General features: G+C 62.9%; 9 protein-coding genes. All 9 read left to right on the top strand.

Going from position 1 to position 13,580, the window contains the following annotated elements:
- The first annotated feature begins 57 nt into the window (after positions 1-57).
- From AC1RTP_RS13730 to AC1RTP_RS13690, 9 genes are read left to right on the top strand one after another with little or no spacing between them, the layout of a single operon-like run.
- On the top strand, positions 58-1,797 hold the full coding sequence (locus tag AC1RTP_RS13730; RefSeq protein WP_498608184.1) for an IlvD/Edd family dehydratase: 1,740 nt from the start codon (positions 58-60) through the stop codon (positions 1,795-1,797).
- A 9-nt stretch (positions 1,798-1,806) separates the two neighbouring features.
- Positions 1,807-2,799, top strand: a complete 993-nt coding sequence (gene araD1 / locus AC1RTP_RS13725) for an AraD1 family protein (protein ID WP_498608183.1) — start codon at positions 1,807-1,809, stop codon at positions 2,797-2,799.
- On the top strand, positions 2,796-4,367 hold the full coding sequence (locus tag AC1RTP_RS13720) for an aldehyde dehydrogenase (NADP(+)) (protein WP_498608182.1): 1,572 nt from the start codon (positions 2,796-2,798) through the stop codon (positions 4,365-4,367). The genes araD1 and AC1RTP_RS13720 overlap by 4 nt, the downstream gene beginning before the upstream one ends.
- Positions 4,368-4,390: 23 nt before the next feature.
- Positions 4,391-5,158: an SDR family NAD(P)-dependent oxidoreductase gene (locus tag AC1RTP_RS13715; protein ID WP_498608181.1), complete on the top strand. Its 768-nt coding sequence runs from the start codon at positions 4,391-4,393 to the stop codon at positions 5,156-5,158.
- A gap of 12 nt (positions 5,159-5,170) precedes the next feature.
- The gene (locus AC1RTP_RS13710) at positions 5,171-7,051 is read left to right on the top strand and encodes a glycoside hydrolase family 97 protein (RefSeq protein WP_498608180.1); all 1,881 of its coding nucleotides are present in this window, start codon (positions 5,171-5,173) and stop codon (positions 7,049-7,051) included.
- Positions 7,052-7,064: 13 nt separating this feature from the next.
- Positions 7,065-8,594, top strand: a complete 1,530-nt coding sequence (locus AC1RTP_RS13705) for an alpha-N-arabinofuranosidase (protein ID WP_498608179.1) — start codon at positions 7,065-7,067, stop codon at positions 8,592-8,594.
- 1 nt (position 8,595) lies between these two features.
- A complete protein-coding gene (locus AC1RTP_RS13700; protein WP_498608178.1) occupies positions 8,596-10,146 on the top strand; it encodes a glycoside hydrolase family 43 protein in 1,551 nt (516 codons plus the stop codon).
- A 1-nt stretch (position 10,147) separates the two neighbouring features.
- Entirely contained in the window at positions 10,148-11,152 is a 1,005-nt protein-coding gene (locus tag AC1RTP_RS13695) for an arabinan endo-1,5-alpha-L-arabinosidase (RefSeq protein WP_498608177.1), read from the top strand.
- On the top strand, positions 11,149-13,509 hold the full coding sequence (locus tag AC1RTP_RS13690; protein WP_498608176.1) for a beta-L-arabinofuranosidase domain-containing protein: 2,361 nt from the start codon (positions 11,149-11,151) through the stop codon (positions 13,507-13,509). The genes AC1RTP_RS13695 and AC1RTP_RS13690 overlap by 4 nt, the downstream gene beginning before the upstream one ends.
- Positions 13,510-13,580: the final 71 nt, after the last annotated feature.

Raw genomic sequence — 13,580 nt, 5'->3', positions numbered from 1 at the left:
TTAGAAATATATTGCTCTGAGCCGTAACATTTCCTCCATCGATAAGCGGAGGAATCCATGTCAGAGACTAAGAAAACGATAAAACTGCGCTCGGCCGAATGGTTCGGGACGCAGGACAAAAACGGCTTCATGTACCGAAGCTGGATGAAGAACCAGGGCATTCCTGACCACGAATTCCGCGGCAAGCCAATCATCGGCATCTGCAATACCTGGTCCGAGCTGACCCCATGTAACGCCCACTTCCGCCAGCTCGCAGAGCACGTAAAAAAGGGCATCCTGGAAGCGGGCGGCTACCCGGTTGAATTCCCGGTCTTCTCCAACGGCGAATCCAACCTGCGCCCGACCGCCATGCTGACCCGTAACCTGGCCAGCATGGACGTGGAAGAATCCATTCGCGGCAATCCGATGGACGCCGTCGTGCTGCTGGTTGGCTGCGACAAGACCACCCCGGCCCTGTTGATGGGCGCTGCATCCGTCGATCTGCCAACCATCGTCGTTACCGGCGGTCCAATGCTGAACGGTAAATTGAACGGCAAGGACATCGGCTCGGGCACCGCCGTGTGGCAGCTGCACGAGCAGGTCAAGGCTGGCGAAATCACCATGCACCAGTTCATGTCGGCCGAAGCGGGCATGTCGCGTTCCGCCGGCACCTGCAACACCATGGGCACCGCGTCCACCATGGCCTGCATGGCCGAATCGCTGGGCACCTCGCTGCCGCACAATGCCGCGATTCCTGCTGTCGACGCGCGCCGCTACGTGCTGGCCCATATGTCCGGTATCCGTATCGTCGAAATGGTGTGGGAAGACCTGCGCCTGTCCAAGATCCTGAAGCGCGAAAACTTCGAGAACGCGATCCGCGTCAACGCCGCCATCGGCGGTTCGACCAACGCCGTAATCCACCTGAAAGCCATCGCGGGCCGCATCGGCGTGCCGCTGGAACTGGAAGACTGGACCAAGGTGGGCAAGGGCATGCCGACCATCGTCGACCTGATGCCTTCCGGCCGCTACCTGATGGAAGAGTTCTACTACGCCGGCGGCCTGCCGGGGGTGATCCGCCGCATGGGCGAAGCGAACCTGCTGCCGCATCCGGATGCGCTGACCGTCAACGGCAAGACCATCGGTGAGAACTGTTCCGATGCGCCGATCTACAACGATGAAGTGATCCGCCAGATCGACAACCCGCTGATCGCCGATGGCGGCATCTGCATCCTGCGCGGCAACCTGGCGCCGCGCGGCGCGGTGCTGAAGCCATCCGCCGCTTCGCCGCACCTGATGCAGCATCGCGGCAAGGCCGTGGTGTTCGAGAACTTCGACCACTACAAGGAACGCATCGTCGATCCGGACCTGGACGTGGACGAGAACTCCATCCTGGTGATGAAGAACTGCGGCCCGAAAGGTTATCCGGGCATGGCGGAAGTAGGCAATATGGGCCTGCCGCCTAAGCTGCTGGCAAAAGGCATCAAGGATATGGTGCGCATCTCCGACGCGCGCATGAGCGGTACCGCCTACGGTACCGTGGTGCTGCACGTGGCGCCGGAAGCGATGGCCGGCGGTCCGCTGGGTGCCGTGAAGGACGGCGACTGGATTGAACTCGATTGCGCCAACAACAAGCTGCAGCTGGAAATCAGCGATGAGGAAATGAAGGCACGCCTCGCTGAGCGCGCAGCGCAGCAGGAGCCGCCAAAGTCCGGCTACCAGCAGCTGTATATCGACCACGTGTTGCAGGCCGACGAAGGCTGCGACTTCGGTTTCCTGGTTGGCTGCCGCGGTTCCGCTGTGCCACGCCATTCGCACTAAGGAGAAATTATGCTGCTCGTACAATTCACTACCGAAGGCGGCGCGCGCCGCGTCGCAGCGCTGGATGGCGACGTCCTGCGTGTGCTGGACGGCGTGACCACCACTTATGAACTGGCGCAGCGCGCTATCGTCCGGCTCAAGGGGCTGGCCGAAGTGGCGCAAGCGGCAATCGGTTCCACGACTGAAAGCTATGAGGCTGTAGCCAAGGCCGGCCGCATTCTGCCGCCGCTGGACCACGCCGACCCGGCCCACTGCTACGTGACCGGCACCGGCCTGACCCACCTGGGCAGCGCCGATGCGCGTGACGCCATGCACCGCAAGATCGGCGGCGACGTCGAGTCGCTCAGCGATTCGATGAAGATGTTCCGCCTCGGCGTGGAAGGCGGCAAGCCGGCCGAGGGCCAGCGCGGCGTGCAGCCGGAATGGTTCTACAAGGGCGATGGCTCGATCGTGGCCGCCACCGGGCAGGCGCTCACCATGCCGGAGTTCTCGCTGGATGGCGGCGAAGAGCCGGAAATCGCCGGCCTGTACGTGATCGGCGAAGACGGCCAGCCTTACCGCCTCGGCTACGCGATCGGCAATGAGTTCTCCGACCACGTGACCGAACGCCAGAACTACCTTTACCTCGCCCACTCCAAGCTGCGCAACTGCGGCCTGGGCCCGGCGCTGCGCGTCGGCGAACTGCCGCAGCATATCGACGGCGCCTCGCGCATCATCGGCAAGGACGGTGCAGTGCGCTGGCAGAAAGCCTTTGTCAGCGGCGAGCAGAATATGTCGCACACCATCGCCAACCTGGAATACCACCACTTCAAATATGGCCTGTTCTGCCGCCCGGGCGACGTCCATATCCACTTCTTCGGCACCGCCACCCTGAGTTTCGCGGACGGCGTATCCGTGCAGCCGGGTGAAACCTTCGAAGTCGAGGCGCCAGCCTTTGGCCCTGCGCTGCGCAACCCGCTGCGCGTGCAGGAATCCCGTTACCAGAAAGTGAACCAATTATGACTATTACCGGCGAAGCACTCATTGGCGGCGTTGCCGTGCGCGGGGAGGGCGCCGCAGTGCGCGCCTTCAACCCGGGCACCGAGCAGCAATTCGGCGAAGAATTCAACGCGGTCAGCGTCGAGCAGGTGAATGACGCCTGCCAGCTGGCGGGCGCCGCATTCGATACCTTCCGCGCCACCAGCGATGCCGCCCGTGCGGAACTGCTGGATGCGATTGCCCGCAATATCATGGACCTCGGCACCGAACTGGTCGAGCGCGCTATGGCCGAAACCGGCCTGCCGCAAGCCCGCCTGGAAGGTGAGCGTGCCCGCACCTGCAACCAGCTCAAGATGTTCGCGACTTTGCTGCGTGATGGCTCGTGGTGCGATCCCCGCATCGACGTGGCGCAGCCGACCCGCACACCGCCGCGCTCGGACCTGCGCTTACGCCTGATCGGCGTTGGCGCGGTCGCTGTGTTCGGCGCTTCCAATTTCCCGCTGGCGTTCTCGGTAGCTGGCGGCGATACCGCTTCTGCGCTGGCCGCTGGCTGTCCGGTGGTCGTCAAGGCGCACTCCGCGCACCCAGGCACTTCCGAGCTGGTGGCGCGCGCCGTCGTGGCAGCCGTTGCGCAATGCGGCTTGCCGGCGGGCGTGTTCGCCCTGCTGACCGGAAGCGGCAGCCATATCGGCCAGTCGCTGGTCGCGCATCCCGCGATCCAGGCGGTCGGCTTTACCGGTTCCCGCAGTGGCGGCACCGCCCTGATGGCCACTGCCGCAGCGCGCAAGCAGCCAATTCCAGTGTATGCGGAAATGAGCAGCATCAATCCTGTGTTCCTCTTGCCGGAAGCGCTGGCTGGCCGTCCAGACAGCATCGCTGCCGGTTTCGCAGCCTCGTTGACGATGGGCGTTGGCCAGTTCTGCACCAATCCCGGCCTGGTGCTGGGCATTGAAGGCTCCGGCCTGGAACGTTTCTGCCAAAGCGCAGCACAAGCGCTGGGCGGCGTCGCGCCGGGCACCATGCTGAGCGCCGGCATCGCAGGCAGCTACCAGCGCGGCGTGCAAGCATTGGCCGGCAACACGGCAGTCGAAACTGTGATTGCCACGGTGCACAGCGGTTGCAAGGGCGGCGCTGCGCTGTTCCGGACCACCGCGCAAGCCTTCCTGTCGCAGCACGCGCTGTCGGATGAGGTGTTCGGTCCGGCCTCGCTGGTGATTGCCTGCCGCGATATCGACGAGATGATCGCAGTGGCGGAGCACCTGGAAGGCCAGCTGACCGCGACCCTGCAAATGGCGGATGGCGACACCGAAGCAGCGCGCAAGCTGCTGCCGGTACTGGAGCGCAAGGCAGGCCGTATCCTGGCCAATGGTTTCCCGACCGGCGTGGAAGTGACCAGCGCCATGGTGCACGGCGGCCCGTTCCCGTCCACCTCGGATGGCCGCAGCACTTCCGTCGGCACCGCAGCGATCTACCGCTTCCTGCGCGCGGTCTGCTACCAGGACTTGCCTGCCACGCTGCTGCCTCCGGTTCTGCGCGACGAGAACCCAAGCAATACCTGGCGCCGCCGCGACGGCATCCTCGGCCAGCACTAAAAGAAAAAAACTACGGAGACAGCATGACAATTACGGCCAACTACCCAAGCCTGAAAGGCAAGCGGGTATTCGTGACCGGAGGCGGCACCGGCATCGGCGCCAGCATCGTTGAAGGTTTCGCCAGCCAAGGCGCGCTGGTGGCCTTTGTCGACATCGCCAAGGAAGCCAGCGAAGCACTGTGCGACGCTGTCGCCGCGAGCGGTGCGGCGCGGCCGCTGTTCCGCTCCTGCGACATCACCGATATCCCCGCCTTGCAGGGCACGATGAAGGAGCTCGCGGCGGAAATCGGCGACTTCGACGTGCTGGTCAACAATGCCGCCAACGACCAGCGCCACACCATCGAAGACGTGACGCCCGAATACTGGGACCAGCGTATCGCCATCAACCAGCGCCCATTGTTCTTCACCTGCCAGGCAGTCCTGCCGGGCATGAAGGCCAAGGGCGGCGGCTCGATCATCAATATCAGCTCGATCTCCTGGCACGCCAAGGGCGGCGGGTACCCGGTCTATGCGACCGCCAAATCCGCATCGCACGGCCTGACGCGCGGCATGGCGCGCGACCTGGGCAAGCACAACGTTCGGGTGAACACCGTGACGCCGGGCTGGGTCATGACGCAGCGCCAGGTAGACCTGTGGGTCGACCAGGCGGCGGAAGAGGAGATCGCCCGCAACCAGTGCCTGCCGGGCAAGCTGCTGCCGGAGCATATCGCCGCCATGTGCCTGTTCCTGGGCGCAGACGACAGCGCCATGTGCACCGCGCAGGATTTCATCGTCGACGCTGGCTGGGTCTGAGCGAGGGCCGCCATGATCAAGCTCGCCTTTCTTTCGGCGCTGCTGGTGGCCGCCCAAGCTTGCGCTTTCGCGCATGACCTCACCAGCCCGGACCTGCAGGTCAAGGTCCAGTTTGAACTTTCGCCCCGCGGCGAACCGACATATGCCGTTTCGCGTGCAGGGCAGGAAGTCTTGCTGCCATCGCGCCTGGGCCTGCGCCTGCAATCCGCCGACCTGACGCGCGGCCTGCGCCTGTTATCGGCAGGCGCAGTGCAGCGCGTGGTGGACGACTACACGCTGGCCACCGGCAAGCGCAGTCGCATCCATTACGAAGCAAACGAACGCCGCTTCGCCTTGCGCGACAAGCAAGGCCGCAAGCTGGATATCGTCTTCCGCGTCTCCAACGACGGCGTGGCTTTCCGCTATGAGACTGCCGGCGGCAAGGTGCTCAGCGAAGCCACCAGCTTTGCCTTCCCAACCGCCGCACGCGCCTGGCTGCAGCCGATGTCGGTAGCGCAGACCGGCTGGGCCAACACCAATCCGTCGTACGAAGAGTATTACCAGGCCGATATCGCGGTCGGTACGCCATCGCCTTTGCCAAGCGGCTGGGTGTTCCCGGCGCTGTTCCGCAACGGCGATAACTGGGTGGCGCTGACCGAGGCGGGCATGGACGGCAGCTGGCATGCGTCGCGCCTGCAGGCGCAATCGGCAGGCGGCGAGTACCGCATCGGCGGGCCGTCCGCGCCGGAAGTTTTCCCCGGCGGCGCCCTGATGGGCAGTGGTGCACAGTCGCCATGGCGCGTGCTGGCTCTTGGCCCGTTGTCCACCGTGGTGCAGTCGACGTTGGGCACCGACCTTGCCGCACCGGCTATCCCGTTCGACACGGCGTTGGCCAAGCCCGGCCACGCTTCGTGGAGCTGGGCGATCCTGAAAGACGACGCCACCGTGTTCGATGTGCAGAAGAAGTTCATCGACTACGCGGTGCAGATGCATTGGGACTACACCCTGGTCGATGCCGACTGGGACCGCAAGATCGGCTACGAACGCATGCACGAGCTGGCGCAGTACGCGGCGGGCAAGGGCATCGGCCTGCTCGCCTGGTACAACTCATCGGGCAGCTGGAACAAGACCGAGTATTCGCCCAAGAGCAAGCTGCTGACGCGCGATGCGCGCCGCGCCGAGTTTGCGCGCCTGCGCGAGATGGGCGTGAAAGGCGTGAAGGTCGATTTCTTCGGCGGCGACGGCCAGTCCTTCATCGCTTACTACATCGATATCCTGAAGGATGCGGCGGAGGCTGGCCTCCTGGTCAACTTCCACGGCGCCACGCTGCCGCGCGGCTGGAGCCGCACCTACCCGAACCTGATGACAGCGGAAGCAGTGCGTGGCTTCGAGTTTTCGACGTTCGAACAAGGATGGCAGGACAAGGTTCCCGCACATGCCGCGATGCTGCCGTTCGCCCGTAACCTGTTCGATCCAATGGACTTCACCCCGATGGCATTCGCCGATATCCCCAAGATCAAGCGCGCCACGCGCAATGGCTTCGAACTGGCGGAGGCTGTGCTGTTCACCTCCGGTATCCAGCACTTTGCGGAAATTCCGGAAGGCATGGCGACCGCGCCGGCTTATGTGCAGGACTTGCTGCGCGAACTCCCTCGCAGTTGGGACGACGTGCGCTTTGTTGACGGCGTTCCAGCCCGCTACGTAGTACTGGCGCGGCGCGCGGGCGACACCTGGTATGTGGCCGGTTTCAACGCGCAGGACAGCGCGCAGGAAGTTGCGGTGGAGCTGGGCGCCGGCACGCTGGTAACCGACGGTGCAGGCGAGCGCGAATTCAGCCAGCGGGAAACTACCGCCGGCAAGCAGAAAATCACGATGCTGCCACACGGCGGCTTCGTGGCAGTATTCAGACAATAATCAAGGAGACGCTATGAAGAAGACGATGATTGCACTGGCGCTGTTCGGCGCCGGCCTGGCGCAAGCCGCCACCACCGTGAAGATCGATGCCGCCAAACCTGGCCCGGTGATCAATAAGGATGTTTACGGCCAGTTTGCCGAACACCTTGGCACCGGCATATACGGCGGCATGTGGGTCGGCCCGAAATCGAAGATCCCGAATACGCGCGGCTGGCGCAACGACGTGATCGGCGCACTGAAGAACCTGCACGTTCCGCTGGTACGCTGGCCAGGCGGCTGCTTCGCCGATGAATACCACTGGCGCGAAGGTATCGGTCCGCGCAACAAGCGTCCAGTCAAGATCAATACCATGTGGGGCGGCGTGGACGAGGACAACGCTGTCGGCACCCATGAATTCTTCGACCTGGTCGAGCAACTGGGCGCGGACGCCTACGTGAACGGCAACCTGGGTACCGGCTCCCCGCAGGAAATGGCGGAATGGTTGGAGTACATGACCTCCGATAACAAGTCCACCTTGCCGGAGCTGCGCCGTAAAAATGGCCGCGAAAAGCCATTCAAAGTGGCCTACTTCGCCGTCGGTAATGAAGCCTGGGGCTGCGGCGGCAATATGAAGCCGGAATACTATTCGAACCTGTACCGCCAGAGCGCCACCTTCCTCAAGACGCCAGCGGCAGGGCGTCCGAAGTTTGTCGCCAGCGGCGGCAACGACAACGACGTCAGCTGGACCGAGGAATTGAGCAAGTCGGCCAAGCATATGACGGACGGCATCAGCTTCCACTACTACACCATCCCGACCGGCAAATGGGAAGTGAAGGGCGCCGCAACCGGCTTCCCGGACAACGAATGGTTCTCGACCCTGCAGGCCACCATGCGCATGGAAGACCATATCCGCAATAACGTAGCGGTGCTGGATAAGAACGATCCGGAGAAGAAGCTGGGCTTCTATGTCGACGAATGGGGCACATGGTACGACGTGGAGAAGGGCACCAATGCCGGCTTCCTCTACCAGCAGAACACCCTGCGCGATGCTGTCGTAGCGGCGCTGAACTTCAATATCTTCCATGCCCATGCCGACCGCGTTCGCATGACCAATATCGCGCAGATGGTCAACGTCCTGCAGGCCATGGTGCTGACCGATAAAGAGAAGATGCTGCTGACGCCAACCTATCACGCCTACGAGATGTATGTGCCGTTCCAGGGCGCGACCACGCTGCCGCTGTCGCTGGAAGGCAACCGCGATTACAGCTCCGGCGGCAAGAGCATTCCGCAGGTGAGCGCTTCGGCTGCGCGCGGCAAGGATGGCAAAGTCTACGTCGCCCTGGTCAACACTAACCCGAGCGAGGCGGAAGAAGTGAACATTGCGGGCGTCGGCGAAGGCAAGGCCACCGCACGTGTACTGACCGCTGGTGCGATGGATGCGCATAACACCTTTGCCAAGCCGGATGCGGTGAAGCCTGCGCCAATCGCCGTGCAGTCCAGCGGCGGCAAGCTGACAGTGAAGATGCCTGCCAAGTCGGTCGTGGTTGTTGCCGTGGGAGGCTGAGATGGATAATTTTTCCGTGCAGCGCCGCACGCTATTGCGTACGGCGGCGGCCGGCGCCGTGCTCGCAACCATCGGCGGTTGCGGCGGCGGTGGCGGTGGTTCGTCAAATTCGACGGTGCCGGTGGTTACCCCGCCGGTAACGCCGCCGGTGACCCCGCCGGTCGTTCCGCCCACCACCACGGTCGCCTTCACCAATGTGTCGGTGCATGACCCGTCGGTGATCAAATCTGCCGATACCTACTATGTATTCGGCTCGCACCTGGCGGCGGCGAAAACGACCGACTGGATGAACTGGACCAAGATCGCGGACGGCGTCAACGCCAGCAATCCGCTGTTCAACAACGTCACCGTGGCCCTGTCGGAAGCGCTGACCTGGGCCCAGGCGGATACGTTGTGGGCGCCGGACGTAGCCAAGCTGGATGACGGCAAGTTCTACATGTACTACTGCGCCTGCAAGGGCGACTCCCCACGTTCCGCGCTCGGCGTGGCGGTGGCCGACAAGGTGGATGGGCCGTACGTGAACAAGCAGCTGCTGCTGAAGTCCGGCATGTGGGGCGAGGTTAGCCCGGATGGCGCCATCTACGATGCGACCAAACATCCGAACGTGGTGGACCCGAACGTTTTCCGCGACAACAGCGGCAAGCTGTGGATGGTCTATGGCTCCTACTCGGGCGGCATCTTCATCATGGAGATCGACCCTGCGACCGGCTTGCAGAAGCCGGGCCAGGGATATGGCAAGCATCTGATGGGCGGCAATCACGCCCGCATCGAAGGCGCTTACATCCTTTACAGCCCTGACAGCAAGTACTACTACTTGTTCGTCTCCTTCGGCGGGTTGGATGCAAACGGCGGCTATAACATCCGTATCGCGCGTTCGCTCAATCCGGATGGTCCGTATCTTGACGCGTCCGGCGCCGATATGGCGAACGTGAAAGCCAATCCGGCATTGCCTTTGTTTGATGACGCCAGCATTGCACCGTATGGCCAGAAGCTGATGGGCAACCACCAGTATGCGCTGGCCACGGGCGAAAGCGGGACGGCGCTGGGCTACGTTTCGCCAGGCCACAACTCGGCCTATTACGATGCTGCGCTGGGCAAGTATTTCCTGATCTTCCACACCCGCTTCCCGGGGCAGGGGGAGGCGCATGAGGTGCGCGTGCATGAAATGTTCGTCAATGGCGATGGCTGGCTGGTTGTAGCGCCGTTCCGATATGTACCGCTGTCGAAGAACGCCACGACGCTGTCGGCGGATGTGACGGCAGCCGATGCTGCGGGCGCCTACAAGGTAATCAACCACGGCAAGGATATTTCGGCGACGATCAAGCAATCGCAGGCCGTTACCCTGGCAGCGGGCGGCGCTGTCAGTGGTGCGCTTTCCGGCACCTGGACCCACCAGGGCAGCAACAAGGTAAGCATCGCGCTGTCCGATGGGACGACCTACAATGGCGTATTGTCACGGCAGTGGAATACCAATGCCAGCGCCTTCGTGGTGACCTTCACGGTGCAGTCGAATGCCGGCGTTTCCTTGTGGGGCGCGCGTACGGGAAATTAAGATGATGATCAAATGGATATTGGGCGCCGGCATGCTGCTGGCACAGGCGGCGATGGCCAGCCAGGTGAGTGTGCATGATCCGGTGATGGCGAAGCAGGGCGATACTTATTACCTGTATTCGACCGGGCCGGGCATTACCTTCTACAGCTCGAAGGATATGGTGAACTGGCGGCCGGAAGGCCGGATCTTTCCAGGACAGCCAGCTGCTGCGGCCAAGGCCGCGCCGGGCTTCGACGACCACGTGTGGGCCCCCGATATCCAGCGTCACAATGGCAAATTCCTGCTGTATTACTCCGTTTCCGCTTTCGGCAAGAATACCTCGGCCATTGGCGTGACGGTGAACAAGACCCTCGATCCGCGGTCACCTGATTACAAGTGGGAGGACCAGGGCATTGTCGTGCAGTCGGTGCCGGGACGCGATATCTGGAATGCGATCGATTCCAATGTCGTGGAAGACGAGGCGGGGACGGGGTGGATGGTGTTCGGCTCGTTCTGGGGGGGAATCAAGATGGTGAAGCTGGATGAAACGTGGACCCGCCCTGCGGAGCCGCAAGTCTGGCGCACCATCGCCGCTCGCGAACGTCCAGCCTTCACCAGGGATGAAAGTGGCGGACCTGCGGAGATCGAGGCGCCGTTTGTCTTCCGCAAGAATGGCTGGTATTACCTGTTCGTTTCGTGGGGACTGTGCTGCCAAAAGGAGCGGAGTACCTACAACGTCGTTGTCGGACGTTCGCGTTCGGCCACCGGGCCGTTTGTCGACAAGACCGGCAAGGATATGGCGCTTGGCGGCGGCTCGCTGGTCGTGCAGGGCAATGCTGCATGGAAGGCGCTGGGCCACAACAGCGCCTACTCCTTCGACGGCAAGGACGTGATGGTGCTGCATGCCTACGAGACTGCCGACAAATACCTGCAAAAGCTGAAGGTCATGGATATCAAGTGGGACAGCGCGGGCTGGCCGGTGGTTGATACGGCGGACCTGGAGCGCTATCAGAGCGTCCAGCAATGACCGCCGCTGCGCGCACATTGGCTGCGCTGGCGTTGCTTTGCGCGGGCGGAGCCGCCTTTGCGCCGAGCGCTGCACGCGCTGCGGAACTTTTCCCCTTGCGGGACGTCCGCCTGCTGCCGAGCCCCTTCCTGGATGCACAGGATACCGACCTTCGCTACCTGCTCGCCTTGGACGGCGACCGCCTGCTCGCGCCTTTCCTCCGCGAGGCCGGCTTGCCGTTACCAAAACCGTCCTACGGCAACTGGGAATCCACTGGTCTCGATGGCCATATGGGCGGGCATTACCTCTCCGCCCTGGCCCTGATGTGGGCCGCAACCGGCGACAGCGCAGTACGTGAACGCCTCGACTACTTCGTGCGGGAGCTGAAAAAAGCGCAGGCGCCGGACGGCTACCTTGGCGGCATCCCCGGCGGGCGAGATGCGTGGAACGACATAGCCAGCGGAAAACTCCATGCCGACAATTTTTCGGTCAACGGCAAATGGGTCCCATGGTACAACCTGCACAAGATCGCTGCCGGCCTGCGCGACGCCTGGCGCTACGCCGGCAACGAAGACGCCCGCCAAATGCTGCTCAAGTTCGCCGATTGGACCGTCGCGATGACCAGCGCCCTGAGCGACGAGCAAATGCAATCCATGCTGCGCGCCGAACATGGCGGCATGAACGAGGTGCTGGCCGATGTTTATCAGTTGACCGGCGATCAGCGCTATCTGGCTGCGGCAAAACGCTTCTCCCACCAGGCCGTCCTCCAGCCATTGACAGCAGGACGCGACGAACTCACCGGCCTGCACGCCAACACGCAAATCCCGAAAGTAATCGGCTTCGAACGCATCGCCGAACTGACCGGCGAACAGCAATGGCACAAGGCCGCCAGCTTCTTCTGGCAGACCGTCCATGACCATCGCACCGTGGCAATTGGCGGTAACAGCGTCAAAGAGCACTTCCACGACGACAAGGACTTCTCTTCAATGAGCAGCGAGGTGGAAGGCCCCGAGACCTGCAACACCTACAATATGCTCAAGCTCACGGAGATGCTGTACCGGCGCGACCCAAGTGCGGCCTACGGCGACTACTACGAGCGCGCCCTTTATAACCACATCCTCTCTTCACAGCGCCCGGAAAGCGGCGGCTTCGTCTACTTCACCCCAATGCGTCCGAACCACTACCGCGTCTACTCGGAGGTGGACAAGGCAATGTGGTGCTGCGTCGGCTCCGGAATCGAGAGCCAGGCCAAGTACGGTGAATTCATCTACGCCCATGACGGCGACGCACTGCTGGTCAACCTGTTCATCTCATCGCGGCTGGAATGGCGTGAGAAGGGGATTGTCCTGACGCAGTCGAACCGTTTCCCCGACCAGGCCGGCACGCGCCTGACCATTGATGCCGGCGGCAAGTTCGTGCTCAAGATCCGCTACCCAGGCTGGGTGGCGCGCGGCGCGCTGACCGTGCGAGTCAATGGCAAAACCGTGCCGGTGCGGGCCGCGCCGGGCGGGTATGTCGAGCTGTCACGGCAATGGCGAAAAGGCGATACGGTCGACGTGCGCCTTCCGATGCGCACGTCGCTCGAACAGATGCCCGACAAATCGAACTACTACGCCGTGCTGCACGGCCCCATCGTGCTGGCGGCGAAAACCTCGCCGTTCCCAGGCGAGCAGCTCCAGTTCATCGCCGACGATTCCCGCATGGGACATATCGCGCAAGGACCGGTCTGCCCGCAGGAGGCCGCGCCGGTCTTTGTCAGCGACAGCAAGAACTTCCTTGAGAAATTCAAGCCGGTGCCCGGGCAGCCGCTGACCTTCACCGCTCCGGGGCTGCTGCAAGGGCAGGGCGCGGGAACGCTGCGATTCATCCCATTCTTCCGCCTGCACGATTCGCGCTACATGATCTACTGGCGGCAAACCACGTCGGCTGGCTTGGCGGAGATGCGGGCGAAGTCCAAGGCAGAGGAATCGGCTCGCATCGAGCTGGATGCACGCACCATCGACCAGGTCGCGCCGGGCGAGCAGCAACCTGAGTCGGACCACTTCTTCAAGGGCGAAGGGGCGGATGCCGGCCTGAATGGCACCCGGCATTGGCGCCACGCCAGCAGTTGGTTCAGTTACCAGCTCAAGGACCGGGAGGGCGCGGGGCGCGTGTTGCAATTGACCTTGGCATCGGGCGATGCCGGCCGCGTCTTCGATGTGCTGCTGAACGGCCACCTGCTTCAGACGGTGGTGATTGAGCGCAAGGGCCAGGCGTTCTATGCGCTTGACCTGCCCGTGCCGGCCGACGCTGCGCGTGACGGCAAGCTGGAAGTGAAATTCGCTGCACATCCCGGCTCGATGGCGGGCGGCCTGTATGGCTTGCGACTGCTCAGATAACGAAATTGATATCAATCGCGTGAAAAAATGAATTAGATCGGCATGTTGGATTCTCCTAAGATTGACTTACT

The sequence above is a fragment of the Pseudoduganella sp. GW821-FHT11H04 genome (genome assembly GCF_058807935.1).
This window is presented reverse-complemented; position numbering and strand designations above follow the sequence as displayed.